General features: G+C 68.8%; 16 protein-coding genes. 14 read left to right on the top strand and 2 right to left on the bottom strand.

The annotated features are described in order from the left end of the window. Window positions 1–11: 11 nt before the first annotated feature. Window positions 12–326 (bottom strand): type 1 periplasmic-binding domain-containing protein, encoded by a 315-nt coding sequence (locus E3O42_RS18395; protein WP_241984600.1) that lies wholly within the window; start codon window positions 324–326, stop codon window positions 12–14. Here E3O42_RS18395 and E3O42_RS18810 point away from each other — a divergent pair. The 10 genes from E3O42_RS18810 to E3O42_RS03270 all read left to right on the top strand — a co-directional run bounded on the left by E3O42_RS18810 (window position 214) and on the right by E3O42_RS03270 (window position 13,061). Next, a complete protein-coding gene (locus E3O42_RS18810; protein ID WP_338144918.1) occupies window positions 214–687 on the top strand; it encodes a hypothetical protein in 474 nt (157 codons plus the stop codon). The two genes, E3O42_RS18395 and E3O42_RS18810, sit on opposite strands and share 113 nt — an antisense overlap. After that, complete coding sequence (locus E3O42_RS03310; RefSeq protein ID WP_241984599.1) at window positions 684–3,419, top strand: DNA polymerase III subunit gamma and tau; 2,736 nt, start codon at window positions 684–686, stop codon at window positions 3,417–3,419. Before E3O42_RS18810 ends, E3O42_RS03310 begins: the two co-directional genes overlap by 4 nt. Window positions 3,420–3,422: 3 nt before the next feature. Beyond that, the gene (gene recR, locus E3O42_RS03305) at window positions 3,423–4,022 is read left to right on the top strand and encodes a recombination mediator RecR (protein ID WP_088455142.1); all 600 of its coding nucleotides are present in this window, start codon (window positions 3,423–3,425) and stop codon (window positions 4,020–4,022) included. Between the two features lie 209 nt (window positions 4,023–4,231). Continuing rightward, the gene (locus E3O42_RS03300) at window positions 4,232–5,527 is read left to right on the top strand and encodes an aspartate kinase (protein WP_134452492.1); all 1,296 of its coding nucleotides are present in this window, start codon (window positions 4,232–4,234) and stop codon (window positions 5,525–5,527) included. 152 nt (window positions 5,528–5,679) lie between these two features. Next, on the top strand, window positions 5,680–6,786 hold the full coding sequence (locus E3O42_RS03295) for an aspartate-semialdehyde dehydrogenase (protein ID WP_134452491.1): 1,107 nt from the start codon (window positions 5,680–5,682) through the stop codon (window positions 6,784–6,786). Between the two features lie 48 nt (window positions 6,787–6,834). Beyond that, window positions 6,835–9,255 carry a putative bifunctional diguanylate cyclase/phosphodiesterase gene (locus E3O42_RS03290; protein WP_134452490.1) on the top strand — a complete coding sequence of 807 codons (2,421 nt, stop codon included), beginning with the start codon at window positions 6,835–6,837 and terminating at the stop codon, window positions 9,253–9,255. 16 nt (window positions 9,256–9,271) lie between these two features. Next, on the top strand, window positions 9,272–10,933 hold the full coding sequence (locus E3O42_RS03285) for a sensor histidine kinase (RefSeq protein ID WP_134452489.1): 1,662 nt from the start codon (window positions 9,272–9,274) through the stop codon (window positions 10,931–10,933). 31 nt (window positions 10,934–10,964) lie between these two features. Beyond that, window positions 10,965–12,143: a GGDEF domain-containing protein gene (locus E3O42_RS03280; RefSeq protein ID WP_134452488.1), complete on the top strand. Its 1,179-nt coding sequence runs from the start codon at window positions 10,965–10,967 to the stop codon at window positions 12,141–12,143. Between the two features lie 214 nt (window positions 12,144–12,357). Beyond that, the gene (locus E3O42_RS03275) at window positions 12,358–12,702 is read left to right on the top strand and encodes a hypothetical protein (RefSeq protein WP_134452487.1); all 345 of its coding nucleotides are present in this window, start codon (window positions 12,358–12,360) and stop codon (window positions 12,700–12,702) included. Continuing rightward, complete coding sequence (locus E3O42_RS03270; RefSeq protein WP_134452486.1) at window positions 12,699–13,061, top strand: hypothetical protein; 363 nt, start codon at window positions 12,699–12,701, stop codon at window positions 13,059–13,061. Before E3O42_RS03275 ends, E3O42_RS03270 begins: the two co-directional genes overlap by 4 nt. Before the next feature lie 15 nt (window positions 13,062–13,076). Here E3O42_RS03270 and E3O42_RS03265 read toward each other — a convergent pair whose 3' ends face one another. Continuing rightward, a complete protein-coding gene (locus tag E3O42_RS03265) occupies window positions 13,077–14,045 on the bottom strand; it encodes a response regulator transcription factor (protein ID WP_338144917.1) in 969 nt (322 codons plus the stop codon). 327 nt (window positions 14,046–14,372) lie between these two features. Here E3O42_RS03265 and E3O42_RS03255 point away from each other — a divergent pair, with 327 nt between their 5' ends. The 4 genes from E3O42_RS03255 (at window position 14,373) to E3O42_RS03235 (ending at window position 20,871) form a co-directional block, all read left to right on the top strand. Beyond that, the gene (locus E3O42_RS03255) at window positions 14,373–15,848 is read left to right on the top strand and encodes a malate:quinone oxidoreductase (RefSeq protein ID WP_134452484.1); all 1,476 of its coding nucleotides are present in this window, start codon (window positions 14,373–14,375) and stop codon (window positions 15,846–15,848) included. A gap of 147 nt (window positions 15,849–15,995) precedes the next feature. Beyond that, window positions 15,996–18,128, top strand: a complete 2,133-nt coding sequence (locus E3O42_RS18160; RefSeq protein WP_174844213.1) for an intein-containing Rv2578c family radical SAM protein — start codon at window positions 15,996–15,998, stop codon at window positions 18,126–18,128. A gap of 83 nt (window positions 18,129–18,211) precedes the next feature. Then, window positions 18,212–19,516, top strand: a complete 1,305-nt coding sequence (locus tag E3O42_RS03240) for a sensor histidine kinase (protein WP_134452483.1) — start codon at window positions 18,212–18,214, stop codon at window positions 19,514–19,516. Beyond that, complete coding sequence (locus E3O42_RS03235; RefSeq protein WP_134452482.1) at window positions 19,513–20,871, top strand: hypothetical protein; 1,359 nt, start codon at window positions 19,513–19,515, stop codon at window positions 20,869–20,871. The genes E3O42_RS03240 and E3O42_RS03235 overlap by 4 nt, the downstream gene beginning before the upstream one ends. Window positions 20,872–20,931: the final 60 nt, after the last annotated feature.

The raw sequence follows: 20,931 nt of genomic DNA, 5'->3' as shown, positions 1-20,931 counted from the left end.
CCGAGGGCCCTCTAATCGTTCGAGGCGAAGAAGGACGACTCCGGTCCGGCGATGTGCCAGACCGTGCGGTGCCCGAGGTCGAGCAGGTGCTGGGTGGCCAGCCGGGCGCCCTCGGTCTGGTCGGTGTCGACCACCGTGTAGCGCTCACCGGCGTCGGAGTCAACGATCACGGCGGGCACACCGGTCGGTACGGTCACATCGATCCGGTCCAGGATGTGCGCTTCCATGATGATCACGATGCCGTCCACAGCCTGCTCGGGGAGCCGCTTCACGGCGCCGGTGACGGCGTCGAGGGTGCGCATGCTCAGCACCGAGGGCTGGGGCAAGGGGCACGCCTGGAGCAACGGGTTCAGCCTCGGCCGGTTTTGGGACCGCGGCCCGCAGACCACCCTCTACGTGCCCGGCCCGGTGCTCGGTACCGAGAACGAGGTGGTCATCCTCTGCCTGCACGGCACAGAGAACACCCTCGCCCGCTTCGTGCCTCAGCCCCGCCGAGTTGCCCCGCCGCGGACGAGTTGCGCAGGTCCGCCGGGGCAACTCGTCCGCACGGGGGCAACTCGCGTCCCACACGCGGTGCGGGGAGCCCTGTGCACGAACCAATCGGGGTGTCAGCGGCAGCAAGTACGATTGACCTCGTGGTTACCGCCCTGTATCGCCGTTACCGGCCAGAGACTTTTGCCGAAATGATCGGTCAGTCCCAGGTGACCGATCCGCTCATGACCGCCCTGCGCACCAACAGGGTCAATCATGCCTACCTTTTCAGCGGACCCCGGGGCTGTGGCAAGACCACCTCCGCCCGCATCCTCGCCCGGTGCCTCAACTGCGCCGAGGGCCCCACCGACACACCGTGTGGCGTCTGCCCCAGCTGTGTCGAGCTCTCCCGCGACGGCAGCGGCTCCCTCGACGTGGTCGAGATCGACGCGGCCAGCCACAACGGTGTCGACGACGCCCGTGACATTCGCGAACGCGCCATCTTCGCGCCGGCCCGCGACCGCTACAAGATCTTCATCCTGGACGAGGCGCACATGGTGACCCCACAGGGCTTCAATGCGCTGCTGAAGATCGTCGAAGAGCCGCCGGAACACGTGAAGTTCATCTTCGCCACGACCGAGCCCGAAAAGGTCATCGGCACCATCCGCTCGCGCACCCACCACTACCCCTTCCGGCTGGTGCCCCCGGCGCCCATGCTCGACTACGTGCAGCAGCTCTGCGACAGCGAGAACATGACCGTGGCACCCGGCGTGCTGCCGCTCGTGGTGCGTGCCGGCGGCGGCTCGCCCCGCGACACCCTCTCACTGCTCGACCAGCTCATGGCCGGCTCCGAGACCGACGCGATCGAGTACGAGCGGGCCGTGGCCCTGCTCGGCTACACCCACGCGACCCTGCTTGACGACGCCATCGACTCCATCGCCGCCCGCAACTCCTCGGCCGCCTTCGACGCCGTCGACCGCGTCATCCAGACCGGCCAGGATCCCCGCCGCTTCGTCGAGGACCTGCTCGAGCGCATGCGCGACCTCATCATCGTGGCCGCCACCAGCGCCGCCGCGGCCGCGGCCGTGCTCCGCGGCGTGCCGCAGGACGAGCTCGACCGCATGCACGTGCAGGCCTCCAAGTTCGGTCCCGCCGAACTGAGCCGCACCGCCGACATCCTCAACGCCGCCCTCACCGAGATGACCGGCGCCACCTCGCCGCGTCTGCACCTCGAACTCATGATCGCGCGCGTGCTCATCCCCGCCACCGACGACACCACGCGTGGCGCCCTCGCCCGCGTCGAACGCCTCGAGCGCCGCATCGGCGTCGACGGCGGCACCACGGATGCCGCGGCCGCGGCCGTTCCCGCCGCCGCAGCACCGGCCCCGCGCACCCCCGCGACAGTTCCCGCCACCCCGCCGGCTGCTACGACGACCTCCGTCCCTCCCGCAGCCCAGGGCTGGGCAACCCGGGCCCCGGGGACCCCCGCTGCCGTCCCGGTCGAGTCCGCCGCGCCCGCCGCAGCAACCAGCCCGGCCGCCGACACCAGCCCCGTCACCGGTGCCAGCCCCACCGCCGGCGTTCCCGTTCCCGCCGTGGCGACAGCGCCGCCCGCGGCCCACGTCGTGCCCGTCGGTCCGGTCACCCTGGCGCAGATCAAGGACGCGTGGCCGCAGATCCTCCAGGCCGTCAAGGAGGTCAAGCTCAGCGCCTGGCTCGTGGTGTACACCGCCCGGGTGCTTGACCTGCGCGGTGAAGACGTTCTGGTGCTGTCCTTCCCCAGCGAGCAGGACATGCAGGGCTTCAAGGCCCAGCAGGCTCCCGGCCAGGGTGTCAGCGAGTTCCTCCGCGGCGCCATCGTGAAGGTGCTCGGCCTGCGGGTGAAGTTCATCGCCCGCGCCGACTCCGAGACCTTCGCCCCAGCGCCCATCACCCCGACCGCGGGCACCGGCACGGCCCCCACCCCGCCGCCCGCCGGTGCGGCCGCCACGCCGCCGGTCAGGTCGGCTTCCTCGATCGCGGCTCCCACCAACACGGCTTCCGTCAAGGCAGCGACGTCCGGCTCGTCGCCCTCCAGCTCAACGTCGGGCTCGGCCCCCTCCGCCGCGGCACCAAGCAACTCGGCTTCCTCCAACTCGGCGCCCTCCACCAAGACGCCTCAGGGCGCTCCGGCGGCGAGCACCCCGCCGACCCCAGCCGCGGTTATCAACGTGCCCTCGGCCGCGTTCGGTGGCCCGTCCAGCGGCGCCGCCTCCGACTTCGGCCCGGCCACAGGCACCGGCACAGCGACCGCGACCCTGGCGCCGCCGACCACCTCCACGGGCTGGGCCACCGTGGTCATCCCCGGATCTACTGCCGCCCTGGCCGCCGCCGAGACCACGGCAAGCGAACCAGCCATGGTCGCCCCCGTCCTGGGCGCGCCCGCGGGCGTATCCGTCACCATCCCGGCCATTGCGCCCATCAGCGCACCGGCCGTCGCACCCGCCGGCGCCGATTCCCCGGCCGCCACGCGCGCCCCGGCCGCCACCCCGGCAGCGTCACCGCCATCCGCCGCGCCCCAGACTGCGCCGCAGTCCGCCCCGGCGTATGACTACGCGCCCGAGCCCGACTTCGAGCCGCCCTTCGACGAGGAGCCGCCGCCCTACGACGACCTCCCCCCTGACCCACAACAGTTCTCCGCACCCCCGGAGCCGACCCGTGGCTCCCGGCCGGCCACGCAGCCGACTCCCCACCAGCAGCAGGCGCCCAGCGCATCCGCACCATCCGCACCATCCGCGCCCACCGCATCCGCCCAGCGCGGCGCGGGAGCGCAGGGCGCCTCCGCCCGGCGTTCACCGGCGTTCGCCGAGAAGCAGCGCTACGGCGAGGCCGTGGTGCGCGAGATCCTCGGCGCCACCTTCATCGAGGAACAGCCGCACGACCCGATCTCGCGACAGAGGAACGATTAACCCATGTATGAAGGCATCGTTCAGGAACTCATCGACGAGCTCGGCCGGCTGCCCGGCATCGGCCCGAAGTCGGCGCAGCGCATCGCGTTCCACATTCTGCAGACCAAGAACTTCGACGTCACCCACCTGGCCAACGTGCTGCTAGAGGTGCGCGACAAGGTGAAGTTCTGCGAGATCTGCGGCAATGTCTCCGAGCAGGACACCTGCATGATCTGCCGTGACCCGCGCCGCAACCCCACCTCCATCTGCGTGGTCGAAGAGGCCAAGGACGTCGTCGCCATCGAGCGCACCCGCGAGTTCAAGGGCCTGTACCACGTGCTCGGCGGGGCGATCAGCCCCATCGACGGCATCGGCCCCGACGACCTGCGCATCCGTCAACTGATGACGCGACTCGCCGACAACACCGTGCAGGAGGTGATCATCGCCACCGACCCCAACCTCGAGGGCGAGGCCACCGCCACCTACCTCTCCCGCCTGCTGACCACCCTCGACATCAAGGTCAGCCGCCTGGCCTCCGGACTGCCCGTCGGCGGCGACCTCGAATACGCCGACGAGGTCACCCTGGGCCGCGCCTTCGAGGGCCGCCGCACCGTCACGAGCTAGCCCGGCGCCCGCAACTGTTGCCCGTGCGGATATGTGCGCCCGGTGCGCCGGCCACAACTGTCCGGATCGGCAACAGTTGGTGCTCGGGAGCACCGCGCACTCATCCACCTCGCCCAGCGCACAACGACACATGAACACCCGAGAATACGAACGCATTTAGGATGGGAGCGCGGGATGTCTCCGCGTACCCGGAAGCCAGGAGTGCCCACGTGAGCCTGATCGTGCAGAAGTTCGGCGGATCATCCGTTGCCGACGCCGAGAGCATCAAACGCGTTGCCAAGCGCATTGTCGACACCAAGAAGGCCGGCAACGACATCGTCGTGGCCGTCTCCGCGATGGGCGACTCCACTGACGAGCTGCTCGACCTCGCCCACGAGGTGACCCCGATCCCGGCGCCGCGCGAGCTCGACATGCTGCTGACCGCGGGGGAGCGTATCTCCATGGCCCTGCTCGCCATGGCGATCAAGAGCATGGGCTACGACGCTCGCTCGTTCACCGGCAGCCAGGCCGGCATGATCACGGATGCCCAGCACGGCGCCGCCCGCATCGTCGACGTCACCCCCGGACGACTGCGTGACGCCCTCGACGAAGGCGCCATCGCCATCGTCGCCGGTTTCCAGGGCTTCAACCGCGACACCAAGGACATCACCACGCTCGGCCGCGGTGGCTCCGACACCACGGCAGTGGCCCTCGCCGCCGCCCTCGGCGCCGATATCTGCGAGATCTACACGGATGTCGACGGCATCTTCAGCGCCGACCCCCGGGTCGTCCCCAAAGCGCACAAACTCGACAGGGTCTCCAGCGAAGAGATGCTCGAACTCGCCGCCGCGGGCGCCAAGGTGCTCTACATTCGCGCCGTGGAATACGCCCGCCGGCACGGGGTCACCCTGCACGTTCGGTCGTCGTTCAACAACAACACCGGCACCATCGTCTACAACCCGGGCGCCACCAGCCCCTACGCCACCGAAATATTGAATGGAGAGCCCGTGGAAGAGCCCATCATCGCGGGGGTCGCCGCCGACCTCAGCGAGGCCAAGGTCACCGTCGTCGGTGTCCCCGACATCCCCGGCAAGGCCGCGCAGATCTTCAAGATCGTCGCCAAGACCAACGCCAACGTCGACATGATCGTGCAGAATGTGTCGGCCGCGTCCACCGGACTCACCGACATCTCGTTCACCCTGCCCAAGTCCGAGGGCCAGCAGGTGCTCACCGCGCTCGCCAACGAGCAGCAGCACGTCGGCTTCGCCGGCCTGCAGTACGACGACCAGATCGGCAAGCTCGCCCTGGTTGGCGCCGGGATGCGCACCAACACCGGCGTCTCCGCCAAGCTGTTCGAGTCGCTGTTCGAGGCGGGTATCAACATCGAGATGATCTCCACCAGCGAGATCCGCATCTCGGTCGTCACCCGCGCCGACACCATCAACCAGGCCCTGCGGGTTGTGCACACGGCCTTCGGGCTGGACAGCGACGACGACGCCGTCGTGCACGGCGGCACCGGCCGCTGACCCCAGCCACCGGCCGCCAAACCCCCGCCCCGGCATAACTCCTGCAATTCCTGCCAAAAACAGCCCGTTCGGCCGGTTTCGCCACCGAACGGGGAGAATTGCAGGAGTTATGCGCACCCCGTCGCGAGATTTGACTGAGTAAGGACCACACAGTGACCAGCACCGCAGCCACCAGCACCGCAGCCACCAGTACCGCAGTACCCCGCCGCGCAGGAATCAACATCGGCGTCGTCGGCGCCACCGGCCAGGTCGGCGCCGTCGTACGTCGCCTGCTGGAAGAGCGCGACTTCCCGGTCGCCAGCATCCGCTACTTCGCCTCCGCCCGCTCCGCCGGCACCGTGCTGCCCTTCAAGGACGAGCGGATCGTCGTGGAAGACGCCTCGACCGCCGACCCAACCGGCATGGACGTGGCGATCTTCTCCGCCGGCGCCACCCTGTCCAAAAGCCAGGCACCGCGGTTCGCCGCGGCCGGCGTCACCGTGGTCGACAACTCGTCCGGTTGGCGGATGGACCCCGACGTGCCTTTGGTGGTCAGCGAGGTCAACCCGGAGGCCATCGACCAGGCCGCCAAAGGCATCATCGCCAACCCCAACTGCACCACCATGGCAGCCATGCCGGTGCTCAAGGTTCTGCACGATGAGGCCGGGCTCGAACGTCTCATCGTGAGCACCTACCAAGCGGTCTCCGGCAGTGGCCTGGTCGGTGCGCAGGAGCTGGCCTCCCAGATCCGTGCCGCCGCGAGCGACGACAACCTCTTCCAGCTGGTGCACGACGGTTCCTCGGTGAGCATGCCCGAGCCCACCGTTTACAAGCGGCCGATCGCGTTCGACGTCATCCCGCTGGCCGGGTCCATCGTTGACGACGGCTTGTTCGAGACCGACGAGGAGAAGAAGCTGCGCAACGAGAGCCGCAAGATCCTCCAGCTGCCCGAGCTTCTCGTCAGCGGCACCTGCGTGCGCGTGCCGGTCTTCACCGGGCACTCGCTGTCGATCAACGTCGAATTCGGCAAGCCGATCTCCGTCGCCCGTGCCACGGAACTCCTCAGCGAGGCGCCCGGCGTGCAGCTCACCGACATCCCCACCCCGCTGCAGGCCGCCGGCGCCGACCCGAGTTTCGTGGGCCGCATCCGTCAGGACCCCGGCGTGCCCAACGGCCGCGGCCTGGCGCTGTTCATCAGCAGCGACAACCTGCGCAAGGGTGCCGCGCTGAACGCCGTGCAGATCGCCGAGCTCATCGCGGCGAAACTCGCCGTCGGATAGTTCGTCGGATAGGGCCCCGCGGGCGCGAAGCCGCGGTCCGCTCCAGTAGTGTCAGACCTTGTGGAGACGATCAGGGGGGCGACGGCAGCGGGCCGGCTGGCTTTCGGCGTGTTCGCGGCGACCGGGCTGTTCTTCATCGGCTCCGCGCTCACCCAGCTGGTGCTAGGCGGCAACGCTGAACACCTGTTCATCGCTCTGATGGCCGTCGCCTGCGCCGGCACCCTCGACATCCCCCGGCTGCGGCTGGGCACCGTGCCGTACCGCAGCCCAGTGGTCAGTCTGCCGATCGTGGTCGTACTCGGCGTGGAACCGGTCTTCGACACGGCCACGGCGGTAGGCCTGGTCTGCCTGGGCGTGCTGGTCGTGGTGTGGCTGCGTGCCCAACGCCCCGAAGTGGCGCTCTATTCGGCCGGGCTCACGGGTGCCGGCGGAGCCGCCTACCTCGTGGCCCACGACGGGCTCCATGCCCAGGGGTTCGCCGAAACGCTGGCGTCGGCGGCCGGTGCGGTCGCGTACATCGTCACGGTCATCGCGTTGGAGGCCCTCCGCCGACGGTTCGACCGGCCCAGAGTCGACCCCGGCGCCGGACGGCACTACTCGGTGCCCCGCCTGGCCCTGATCGTCGGCGGCTACGCCGGGCTCTGCGCCCTGCTCGCTGCGTGGACGCATCCGTTTTTCAATCTGAGCACCGACACCCTGGCCGTGGCCGTCACGCTGGTGCCGCTCGCCGTCATCGGCGTCGGTGCGATCCTGATCGTTCGGGCCACGGCGATGCGCCGCCGACTGGCCGGGGTGGTTGACGGGGTCATCGACCTCAACGCCACGAACCACTTCGTCAAGACCGGCGGCCAGGCCACTCCCATCACCATCACGGCCACCGGCATCAGCACCGACCTGGCCACTGTGCTGCTTCGCGCCGTTCACGACACCGTCGGCGTCGAGTCCGCCAGTGTGCGCCACGAACCGGCCGGACTCGGGGAGATCGACACCTCCTTGGCCATCAGCGTGCTCGGAGGCCAGCACCTCGTGGCCCGCCGCGACGTGATGGACTACCCGTTCACCAGGGACGACCGCCGCGCCCTCGAAGCCCTCGCGCACACCGCCGACGTGGTCTACACCGCCAGGGAGAGCATCGGCGGCCTCACCATCCGCGCCAACACCGACCCTCTCACCGGGCTGCCCAACTACGGCGCCTTCCAGGACGCCCTGGCGAACATCAACGACCACCGGGACTACTCCGAGGCGCTTGCCGTGCTGTTCATCGACCTCGACGACTTCAAGCGGATGAACGACCGCTACGGCCACCAGACCGGCGATGAGATCCTCAGCGAACTCGGCCGCCGGCTCAGCGCCGTCATCCGTCCGTATGACGTCGTCGCCAGGGTCGGCGGCGACGAGTTCGTCGTCATCCTCACCCGGCTCTCGTCCCTGGCCGAGGCGAAGCTGCTGGCCGAGCGCATCATGGAGGCCACCGGCGAACCCCTCGCGATCAGCGGCACCGTGCTCAACCCAATCCTCAGCATCGGCCTGGCCTACTCCGCGCACCGCGAGACGGATGTCAACCAGCTGCTTCGCGACGCCGACCGCAGCATGCTCGCGATCAAGAAGTCCCGCCGCCGCGGCGGCCCGGCCAACGAGAGCAGCATCAACATCTCCGGGCACCGCTCGTCGCAGATGAACGATATCGTCGCCCGCGCCATCGACGAGGACCTGCTCGAACTCGCCTTCCAGCCGATCGTCAGCCTGGTCACCGGCCAGATCTGGGCCTTCGAAGCACTGGTGCGCTACACCGACCCCGAGCTCGGACCACTGTCGCCGCCGTCGCTGGTGGAGAAGGCCAAAAGTCTCGGCCGGCTCGACGCTCTCACCCGCCAGGTGGCGCTCAAGGCGATGGCCGCCGCCGCGGATTTCCGGCTGCTCGAACCGCGCATCGTCTGCATGACCATCAACGTCGAGGCCGGCCAGATCCTGCCGCAGCGGGTCGGCAGCTTCGTCGAAGAGCTGGCCGACCGCTACCCGGGTATCTCGCTCTGCCTCGAACTCAACGAGCGGTCCGTCGCCCGGGTCTCCACCGCGGTGCGCGCCCAGGCCGACCACCTCCGCGACATCGGCATCATGATCGCTTTGGACGACTACGGATCCCAGGACTCCTCGGTCGACGCGCTCGTGCGGATGCCGATGGACATCCTCAAGATCGACAAGAGCCTCGTCGACGACCTCGACGACGTACGTCAGCGTGAGGTGCTCACCGCCCTGCAGGGCTTCGGCGACAACCTCGAGTACTCGATGATCGTGGAGGGCGTCGAAAACGAGGCCATGGCCACGCACCTCTCCGCGCTGGGCATCCGCAGCGCCCAGGGTTTCCACTACGGTGTGCCGCGCAGTTTCGAGAAGACCCTCGCCCGCCTCGAGGAGTTCGGGGCCGACGCGGTGTTGCCCGTGCGCGCCGCGTCTGAGCTTCCGCTCTAAACGCTAGGGTCGCAGTATGGTCGAGCAGAGTCTGAGGTTGCCGCATGTCGGCGTGCGGGAGCGCGTCGAGCGATCCGTGTTCCTCACCCAGCTGCTCCTGGCCGCGGCCACCCTGCTGCTCGTCGCGGTCACGGTGGCCAAGGACGCGGCCATCTTCGTGGAGCCGCTGTACTTCCTCGGCGTCATGATCATCTTCGGCACCACCGGGCTGGCCGCCGCCGTGCCCTGGCGCCGACTGCCCAAGATCTGGATCGTCGTCCTTCCGTTGCTCGACATCGTCGGGCTCACGCTGGCTCGGGAGGCGCAGCCACAGCTCGGCGTCAGCTTCCTGCTGGTGTTCCCGGTGATCTGGATGTCCACCCACTTCGGCCAGGCCGGTGCAACCGGCAGCGTCATCTTCGCCAGCCTGCTGCTCTGGGCCGGCCTGCCGCTGATGTTCTTCAACGACCCGCTCAACGCCTCCGGGTACGCCACCTCGCAGGCGCCGCTGCTGGCCGTAGTGACGATCATGCTGGCGTTCGTTGCGTCCGTCACCTACACCTCCAACCGGCGGGCGCTGGCCCAGCGGGTGCTGCTCACCCAGCAGGCCGGCCTGTTCGAAGCGGCCCTGCAGCGCTCACGGCGCCAGGAGCAGACCCTCGACGAGATCTTCAACACCGTCGACTTCGGTGTGGTCGGCTACGACAGCGACGGCCGGGTCAACTTCGTCAACCGGGCCCAGCGGTCCATGCTCACCCGATTCGGGGTCAGCGACGGCGTCGGCCTGGCCACCATTGTCTACAAGGAAGACGGCGTCACGCGCTTCGACGACCAAGACCGGCCCACCCAACGCGCCCTCCGCGGTGAGACCATCGACAGGGTGACGGTGTGGCTGGGTTCCCCCGACCAGCAGCAGGCCGCCATCCTCCTGTCGGCCCGGCCCATCCACGACCACAACGGCCGCTACGACGGCGGCGTGATCGTGACCCGCGATGTCACTGCCGAGGTGCGGGCCGTGCAGGCCAGGGACGACCTCGTAGCCTCGGTCTCCCACGAGCTGCGCACCCCACTCACCTCGATCCTGGGCTACCTCGAACTCGCCCTCGACGACGACACGATCGACCCCGACACGCGCCGGATGCTCGAGATCGCGTCGAAGAACTCCGACCGGCTCCTCGAAATCGTCTCCGGACTACTCACCGCGGCCAGCGAGTCCAAAGAGGGTCTGGCGCTCAACGTCGCCGCCTGCGACCTGTCGGCGATCATCACGGATGCCGTCGAGTCGGCCGAGCCGCTCGCCGCGCAACGCGACATCACGTTCGAACTGGCCCATCTGGCGCCGATCACGGTCATCGCGGATGCCTTTCGGCTGCGCCAGGTGATCGACAACATCTTCTCCAACGCGATCAAGTACAACGTGGAATCCGGCAAGGTCAGCGTCGAGGTGCTGGACGTAGAGTGCGGCATCGAGCTGCGCGTCGCCGACACCGGTCGGGGCATGAGCGAAGACGAACAGGGCAACCTCTTCGACAGGTTCTACCGGGCCGACTCGGTGCGGGGCTCCAGCGTGCACGGCACGGGACTGGGCTTGAGCATCAGCCGCGACATCATGCGCGAACACGGTGGCGACCTGCGCCTGGAGTCGACCAAAGGCAAGGGGACGACGGCAATCGCCACGCTCCCGGTGAACAGAGGTTGAGCGTGGCACACCACGCTCGACGGGGGACAGCATGCAACTAGACGGACCCACACTGCAGATGATCAGTGGGTTGATCGTGATCCTGTGCGGGGTCTCGTTCATTTTCAACACCGCGCTCAACCGCAACGACCCCCCGGGCCGGTTGTGGAGCCTCGCGTTCGTGGCGGGCATCATGGTGGCCGTCGGGTACGGCGTTTACATCGTCAGCGACGAGGCGTGGTGGTCGATCACCTTCGCCAACGTCTCCCTGGCCGTCGCCGTCGGCGCGCTCTGGTCGGGCAGCCGGGTCTACAACGGCCGCAGTTCCGGCTTCGCCGTGGTGGGCGGCCTGGCGCTGGTCGTGGCCGTCATCAGCCTCCTCCCCGGCGCCGACGGCGGAGAGTGGGCCGGAGCGGCCCCACTCTGGCTGGTCGTGGCGCTGATGGGCGCCCTGGGCGGTTACGAGGCGTTGCGCGGCCGGCTGCGCCGCAATGTCAACGGGCGGATCTTCTCGATCGTGCTCTTCGTCGTCGCCATCTTCTACACCGGCCGCGCCATCGCCTTCATCGTGGGTGGCGCTGACAGCGCCACCTTCACCACGTACTTCAACTCGGGCACCACGTCGATCCTCAACATGGGACTCATCGTCACCGTCTGCATCGCCACGTCCATACTGCGGGCCGAGCGGGTCGGCAGCAACGCCGTCGGTGACATCACCGTTGGCATCCACTCGGCCGCCGGCGTGTTGTCCGGCACGTCGTTCCAGCAGGCGGCCAGCGACCACCTGCAGCGGGCCGAGAGGGCCGAGCTCGGCCTGGCCGTGATCGGCGCGGACATCGACAACCTCCCGGAGATCAACACGGCGTTCGGCCGTGTCACCGGCGACGAGGCCATCGCCCGCTTCGCCGACACTCTCCGCGGCAGCGCTCCGCTGATGGCGCAGATCGGACACCCGGCCGCTGGCCGTTTCTACGTGCTGGCCGCCGTCGGCTCCGCCACCGAGGCTCTCACGATCGTGCAACGGATGCAGAACGCCCTCGTCGACGGGCCGCTGGGAGAGTCGTACCAGATCCGGCTCACCGCCAGCTTCGGCATCGCGGACACCTTCGACCACGGCTACGACCTCGCCGACCTCACCGCGGCGTCCGGTCGGGCCATCGACATCGTCAAGCGCCGCGGCGGCAACGACATCGCCGTGACCACCGAGTCCGCCGTCGCACGCGAGGCGTGACCCTCCCGCTCCCATCCCCATCCCCATATCGCGAGCTGTGACTTAAGCCCCAGAAACTTCAAGTTTTGGGTGCTTTTCTCACGGCTCGCGAAGGTGTGGGGCTGGCGGATGCGCTCGCCTCGAGCGGCTGCTGCGCTGTTCTTGAGCTTATCTTGCGAGAATCTTGCCCCCGGCCGGGGGGTAAAATGTGATTTCTCCTGACAGAGTGGGGACTGTGAGCACTAACACCCTGACTCTGCCGACGTGCAACGAGACCGACTCCATCGGCGGCGTCCTCGACTCGCGCGTGGCCCAGACCCGTCTGCCCGACGACATCCAGGTCGACAACTGGGCCGAGCAGGCCAAGGCCGAGCGCGGCTCCGGCAACGCCAACCTCGTGCCCCTCCTAGTGGGGCTCGCCGCGGCGGCAGCCATGGTGTTCATCTGGATGCAGCTACCCATCATGTCCCAGTCCACCATCCCGAGGATCGGATGGCCGATCCTTGGGGTGACCACCGTGCTGCAGACCTTGACCATCTTCTTCATATTGATCAAGCGCCACCGCGGTTACCGGGGGTGAGCGCCCACATCGAGTCCATTGCCCTGCGAGCACTGCTCGCCCAGGTGGGTGGCGACCGGGAAATGCAGCGCCGCTTCGTGCACGATTTCGTGCAGTTGTGGCACAGCCGCTCCCAGCGTTTGGCCGCGGCGCTGGCGTTCCCATTCCCGGATGCCGAGGAAGCCCACGTGGTGTTACTGAGCATCCGTTCGAGTAGCACCATGGTGGGCGCGGTCACGGTGGAGGCCACCGCCGCGATGATGCACGACGCCCTACGCGACGGCGACATCGCGGGGTCGGTGCGTCACATTGCCCGGCTCAACGAGGTCGGTGAGCTGGCCTGCACCGACCTGGTCACCATGTTCGCGCTCCAGCGTTAGCCGCCAGGGCGAGACTTAATACGAGTCGCGCCCGGCGTCATCCGACGCCGCGAGCCGGTAGCCCACGCCGCGCACGGTCTCGAGCCAGCGCGGCGTGGTGAGACTGTCGCCGAGCTTGCGGCGCAGGTTGCTCAGGTGCGCCTCGACGGCACGCTTGTCGGCCTCGTTCACGTAGTACGAGGTCACGTAACTCTCGCCGCGCAGCAGCAACGCCAGGTCGGCCTTGCTGCGCACGCGCCGCTTCGACTCGAGCAGTGCGGCCAGAAGGTCGAACTCGGTGCGGGTCAGATCCAGCTCGATGGTGCCCAGCACGGCCAGGCGCATGTCGTTGCTCAGCCGCAGCCCGTTGTGCTCAATCCAGTCGTCGGCCCGCTCATCGATGCCGGCGGACGCGGCGTACCCGGCGTGGGCGATCGGCGCGGTGGCGACATGTTGGCCGGTCACCGGAACCGGGGCGAGGCTCGGCGGCAGGTCGGCGGCCGGGGGCGCCGGCACGGTGACCTGCGGAACGTACGCGGGGGTGTACTCGGGTTCCGGGTCGGCGGTGTGCGAGCCGGCGGCCGGCGTGTACGCGGGTGCGCTCTGCGGTGCGGGGGGCTGGGCCACAACCTCGGCGCCCTCCGGCGGCAACGCCAGCCGGGGGCGGCGCAGCATGGCGTCGATGCGGGCGCGCAGTTCACGCGGCCGGAACGGCTTGGTGAGGTAGTCGTCGGCGCCGGACTCCAGGCCCTGCAGCGTGTCGATCTCCTCGTCCCGGGCGGTGAGCATCACGAGATACGTGGCGCTGAACGCGCGAATCCGCTTGGCGGTCTCGAACCCGTCCATGCCGGGCATGCTGACGTCAAGGGTAGTGACGATCGGGTCATATGCGCGAACCGCGCGTACTCCGTCGAGCCCGTTGCTCGTGGCGATGGCATCGAATCCGGCCTGGGTGAGCACGGCTTCCAGCAGATGGCGGATATCTGCGTCGTCCTCGATAATCACAGCTACCCTGCGTTTTTCCCCTGACGACGACATACCTGAGTATATTACGCGGTCTGAGCATCCATCATGTAGATCGGATCTGTTCGGTCGATCGAACTACCAGCCGGCTGCGGCCGCGAGCTCGAGGGCCCGTTCGTTCCACCACCCGCCGGCGGCCGGACCGTTGTCGCAGGTGCCGTCGCCCTCGCCTAGGGCGATGATGCCCGGGAAAGGCCGAGACGGCTGCCGGTCGAGTCCATTTGGCCGCCCGAGGACCCGCAGCTGCCACCCGAGCCGCGCCCCTGGCGGCCCGGCGGAGCGGCCCGCGCGGCGGGCTAGAGTTAGAACGTGAATTCAGAAAAGGTCGATGTCGCCCTGATTGGCGGGGGAATCATGAGCGCCACCCTGGCCACCCTGCTCGCCGAACTGCAGCCCGACTGGAACATCCAGGTCTACGAGCGCCTCGGTGAGCTCGCGCAGGAGAGCTCCAATCCGTGGAACAACGCCGGCACCGGACACGCGGCGCTCTGCGAACTCAACTACATGCCCCAGGCCGCCGATGGCACCGTCACGGCCGAGAAGGCCGTCGCCATCAATGAGCAGTTCCAGATCAGCCGCCAACTCTGGGCGCACCTGGTCGAAACCGGGGTGCTACCCGAGCCGGAGAAGTTCATCAACTCCACCCCGCACATGACGTTCGTGCACGGCGCCTCCAATGTGGACTACCTCCGCAAGCGCATGGCCGTGCTCGCCGACCAGCCGCTGTTCGCCGGGATGGAATACAGCGAGGACCCCGCCGTGATCGGCCAGTGGACCCCGCTGCTCACCAAGAAGCGCGCCGCCAGGCAGAAGATCGCCGCGACCCGCATCGAGTCGGGCACCGACGTGGACTTCGGCGCCCTCACCCGCTACCTTTTCGCCTCGCTCAAGGAGCGCGGCACCCACGTGCACCTGAACCAGCAGGTCACTTCGCTCAAGCAGCAGGACAACGGCTCCTGGAAGCTCAAACTGCTCAGCCTGGTGGGCCGCTACACGAACACCGTCGAGGCCCGGTTCGTCTTCGTCGGCGCCGGCGGCGGCGCCCTCGCACTGCTGCAGCGCAGCGGCATCCCCGAGATCAAGGGCTTCGGCGGATTCCCGATCAGCGGCCAGTTCCTGCGCACCAGCAACCCCACCATCGTCAAGCAGCACCAGGCCAAGGTCTACGGCAAGGCCGCCGTGGGAGCTCCGCCGATGTCGGTGCCGCACCTCGACACCCGGGTAGTGGACGGCGAGACCTCGCTGCTCTTCGGCCCGTTCGCCGGGTTCAGCCCCAAGTTCCTCAAGACCAGCACCTGGTGCGACCTGCCGTTCTCGGTGCGCGCGCACAACCTCGTGCCGATGCTCGCCGTGGCCAAGAACAACTTCGGCCTGATGAAGTACCTGTTCGGCGAGGTCTTCGCCTCCCGCATGGCCAAGCTCAACGCGCTGCGCGAGTTCATGCCGACGGCCAAGGCCGAGGACTGGGAGCTGATCACCGCCGGCCAGCGCGTGCAGGTCATGAAGAAGGACGCAAAGGCCGGTGGCGTGCTGCAGTTCGGCACCGAGGTCATCACCTCCGCCGACGGCAGCATCGCCGGACTCCTCGGAGCCTCGCCCGGAGCCTCCACAGCCGCGCCGATCATGGTTGACCTGCTCAAGCGCTGCTTCCCCGGCGAGTACCCCCGCTGGGAGCCGCAGCTGCGCGAAATGGTCCCAAGCCTGGGCACCAAGCTCTCCGACGACCCCGTCGCGGCCGCAGCCTCGCTGGCCGCCACGGCCGCGACGCTGCACCTCACCGCCTAGGTCCGGCCGCACCGGGGCATCCGCCCGATCGAGCTATGACCCGAACTCGCGAACGCGACCCCGCCACGAGAACTTCGACAAGCTCGATCAGCGGATGCTAGTCATCGCCACCTTGCATCCCACTCGAACATGTGTTCGACTGGATGCATGCGCTGGAGTGGACAGGAACTAACGACCGAGCAGGCCGGCGCGCTGCCAGGCCTGGCCCGGCTGAACAATTTGGTGCGGAGCGTGCGCACCCCCGAGTTCGACGGGATCACCTTCCACGAGGTGCTCGCTAAGTCGGCCCTCAATCGGGTGCCCGGCCAGAGCGCGATGCCATTCGGCTGGACCATCAACCCGTACCGGGGCTGCTCCCATGCGTGCACCTATTGCCTGAGCCCGGAAACCCTCATCCTGATGGCAGACGGCCGTCAGAAGCCGCTCTGGGAGGTGCGCGTCGGCGACGCAATCATCGGCACCCGCACGGAGGGCGCCTACCGGCGATACGTCCAGACCACGGTCCTCGCTGCGTGGAACACCCGCAAGCGCGGCCACCGGATCACCCTCGCCGACGGCACCGAGGTCGTCGCCAGCGGCGACCACCGATTCCTCACCGAACGCGGCTGGAAGTATGTCACCGGAGCGACGAGCGGCGGCGCGCAACGCCCTTACCTCACCACGAACAACGCGTTGATTGGCTTCGGGCTCAACGGGCTCACCGAAACGACTCAGCCGCACTTCTTTGCGCCCAGCTACCGGCGTGGCTACCTAACAGGCATGATTCGGGGCGACGGCATGATGATCTCCCGGGATTATCCGCATCGGGCTCGGGGCGGAAGCAAGGTGCGCTTGTTCAGGCTGGCGTCGGCGGACCCGGAAGCGCTCAACCGCTCTCGCCTGTTTCTCGAACAGGAGGACGTTCGCACGCAGAGCCGCCCCTTCGCCGTCGCATCCGACACGCGGCGGGCAATCAACTCGATCTACTCCGGAAAGGTCGAGAACTACGTTCGGATCACCGAACTCATCCAGTGGCCCGAATCGCCGGACTCGGATTGGCACGCAGGCTATCTCGCGGGCGTCTTCGATGCGGAGGGATCGTGTTCGCAAGGGATTTTGCGCATCAGCAACACAGACGTCGCGATCCTCGACACCATCCAGCGGTCCATGGGCGAGCTCGGAATCGATCATGTGCTCGAGGACCCCAGACCAACTGGCGCCCGAGGCGTTCGAGTGACCGGCGGTCTCCCGATGCGGTCGAAGTTTTTCAACCTGACCGGCCCAGTTATCGACCGCAAGCTCTCCATCACCGGCAGGGCAGTGAAATCGGATGCCGAGCTGCAGGTCGTGGGGATCGAAGACCTGGGTGCCACAATTGACATGATCGATATCACCACGGGCACCGGCGACTTCATCGCCAATGGCGTGGTGAGCCACAATTGCTTCGCGCGCCCCACCCACAACTACCTCGACCTCGACGCGGGTAAGGACTTCGACAACGAGATCATCGTGAAGGTCAACGTCGCCGAGGTCTTGCGAAAAGAACTGACCAGGCCCACCTGGGGCCGGCATCCGGTGGCGCTTGGCACCAACACCGACCCGTACCAACGGGCCGAGGGTCGCTACCGGCTGATGCCCGGCATCATCGCCGCGCTCGCCGACTCCGGCACCCCGTTCTCGATCCTCACCAAGGGCACCCTGCTGCGCCGCGACCTCGACCTGCTCGTCGAGGCCAGCCAACACGTTCCGGTGGACCTCGCCATGTCGATCGCCATCTACGACGATGCGCTGCAGCAGGCCGTCGAACCGGGCACCCCCAGCACCAAGGCCCGACTGGCCACGGTCAGCGCCATCCGGGAGCGCGGCCTGGACTGCTCGGTGTTCATGATGCCGGTCCTGCCGTTCCTCACCGACACCCGCGCCCACCTCGACGAGGCCATGCGCCAGGCCAAGGCCGCCGGCGCCACCGGGGTGCTCTACAGCTCGCTGCACCTCAAGCCCGGGGTCAAGGAGTGGTACTTCCGGTGGCTCGAGCAGGACCATCCCGAGCTGCTGCCCACGTACCGCGAACTGTACAAGCGGGGCACCTACGCGCCCAAGGAGTACCGCCGGTGGCTGGCCGAGCGGATCCAGCCGCTCATCCGTGCGCACGGGCTGCAGCGGCGCCGGGAGGACCCGGCGACCGGCGGCATCCTCTCCACCGCGCTGACCGCGCCCGGCCGGCCCGAAAACCCCGAGACCCCGCCCCCCTCCCTGATAGCCGCCGAGCTCCCGCCCGAACTCTCACCCACCCTGTTTTGACCCTCACCGAGCGCAAACCGACCCCGAACCGGCTACCCGCCAACCCGCCAGCACCTGAGATAATCAGAGGCGGAGAGGGCGCGATGTCACTTGGATTACCCGACCACCTGGTCAAGGCCACGCTCAGCCGCGCCCTGGCCCGTGCGTCGCACTGGTTCGGTCTCGTCTGCCTCGCCGGTGCCCTCTTCTCGGTCCTCGCGCTGAGCGTGTTCCCGGTCACCGACCGGTTGCAGATCACCGTCGCCGCGATCCTCGGCATGGGCGCCCTGCTGGCCATGCTCGCCCGCTGGCGCACGGTGCCGCTCACCATCGCCTACCTGCTGCTCGGCGCTGTGTGCACCTACCTGTTCACCAGCGCGGTGCTGGGCATGCCCGGCGTCTTCCCGTCCTCGGACATGTTCCTGATCTCCCTGCCCAAGATGGCGCTGATCATGGTCGGCGGCGCCGGAACCGGCGCGCTCGTCGGCGTCCTGTGGAGCACGGTCGGCTTCCTCTTCGCCGAGGCCGCCGCCACCCTCGCCATCTCGCAGACCCCCGTGCCCGACCGCCCCGACATCTTCACCATCGTCACCTACCTGTTCCTCGTCGGCGTGATGCTGCTCGACGGCCTCGCCCGTCGCACCGGACGCGCCGCCCAGCCCGCCATCCACCGTGCCGTGCAAGACGACCAGTCGCGCATCCTGCGCCACGACTTCGACGTGCGCGCCATCGCCCTGATGCACGACACCACCCTCAACCAGCTGGTGTCGGTGGCTCGCGCCAAACCCGGCCCGCTCAGCCGTGGCCTCGAGGCCGGCCTCCGCGAGACCCTGCAGACCCTCGCCGAACGAGACTGGCTCACCCATGTCGACGAACGCACCGCCACCGCGGCGGGCAACGACGGATGGCTGTCCAGCGCCGTGTTCCGCGCCATCGACCGCACGCGCGACCGCGGTCTCGTCGTGGACATCACCGGCGACAAGGAGGCCCTGGCGCGACTCGACCCGCAGAGCGACCGGGAGCTGGGCCTGGCCGTGCAGCAGTGTCTGGTCAACGTGCTGCTGCACGCCGGCATCGTCACCGCCGAGGTGGTCATCGACGCCGACGGGCAGAACGTCTCGGTGATGGTGCTCGACGCCGGACGCGGCTTCATGGAGTCCGAGACCGGCAGCGACCGGCTCGGCCTGCGCCAGTCGGTGCGCAAACGCATCGAACGGCTCGGCGGCTCCGTGGTGATCTGGTCCCGCCCGGGCGCCGGCACCTCGGTGCTGCTGACCCTGCCCGTCGCCTTCTCCGCCGCGTTGCCCCCGTCCGGACCAGTCGCCCCGGCGCGCCGGGGCAACTCGTCCGCGGAGGGGCAACTCGCGGATGTGCCCTCCCCAGCCCCCACCGACCAGGCCACCCCGTGAGCGCCCGTCGCGCCACCCAGCAGCGCCTCGACCCGCTGGGCACCCTCGCCGCCTGGCCGCTGTCGCCCGCGATCGCATCGATCGTGCTCTGTTATTCGGTGATCGCCACGGTCCTGCAACAGGACCAGATCCGAAACCCGCTGATGGCCACCCTCGCCGCGCTGGCCATGGCCGCCGCCGCCGCCACCCTGGTGGTCGCCACCCAACCGGCGCACTCGCCGTTCGGCCGCCGGATCCACCTCTTCATGGTCGGCTGCGCCCTGCTCGGGTACGTCTTCGAACAGCTCAGCCGCTGGGGCGGCAACCTGCTCGTGCAAGACGACTTCGGCCCGGTCTGCATCGGCCTCCTGCTCCTGGCGCTGGCCCCCTACCGGCCCTGGCGCGAGATCGCCCTGTCCGGCGTCGTCGCCAGCGTCGTCGCGATCCTGATCACACTGCCGCAGGCCGACGCGTTCGCGGTCAAGGTGCCGGTCGCCGTGTACGCGATCGTCGCGGCCACCCAGATCCTCGCGCCCACCGCCGCCGGTGCCGCGTATTCGCGCCGCATCGTGCGTTCCATCCTCGCCTGGCAAACGGATGCCCGCCGCGCCATCGTCGCCCGCACCGAAGAGGCCAGAGGCCAGATGGCCCGGGCCGTGGTGGAGCAGCAAGTGTCAGCCCTGAAATCCGGCGTGATCCCCTTCCTCGCCGAGCTCCTCGACCGCGGCACCCTCACCGCCCTCGACATCGCCCAGGCCGGCCAGCTCGCCGCCGACGTGCGCCGCACACTGGTTGCCGAGATCGACCGCACCTGGCTGGACTCCGTGGCCAGCCGGGAACGCGCCGCCCTGGCCGAGCGCGGCACCCCCGGCCTGCTGGTCGTGGCCGACCCCGAGCACCGCGCCACGGCCTTCCGCGCCGACCAGCGCGCCGCCACCGCGGCCCTGATTGGCGCCCTCTGCGCCGCGCCCGGCTTCGACCCCCACAGCCTCGTCGTGCAGATCACCGGCTCGAGCACACCCACCCCGCCCCGCCCCGCCCCGGCCACCCTCACCGAACCCCAGCTGACCCTGGCCAAGCCCACCAAACGCACCGCGGCAACCCAAGGCACCGCACCGGTCCCGGTCGACACCATCACCATCCAGGCCGCCGTCGACCTGCCGCCGCGCAAGGTGCGGGCCCTGCTGCGCCCCTACCTCGGTGTCATCAGGGTGGTCTTCGCCAATGTGCGGGTCACGGTGCGGCGCCCCTCGCTCACCATCGAGTTCGACGGCGCCCGTAACCCTCATGAGGTCGGCCCGGCCCGGGAGGACCCGGCGACCCCGGCCACCCCCGCAGGGGTGCGCGCGAAGCAACCGCCCCGCCAAGTACGCTGAAACCTCAACGTGCGCGGCCACCACGGGGCGACACGGCACGACAGCGCACGACGACGACGT

The organism is Cryobacterium adonitolivorans (assembly GCF_004402695.1).
Taxonomy (GTDB): domain Bacteria; phylum Actinomycetota; class Actinomycetes; order Actinomycetales; family Microbacteriaceae; genus Cryobacterium; species Cryobacterium adonitolivorans.
The sequence above is the reverse complement of the archived record's forward strand: the minus strand, read 5'-3'. Positions and strand labels throughout refer to the sequence as shown.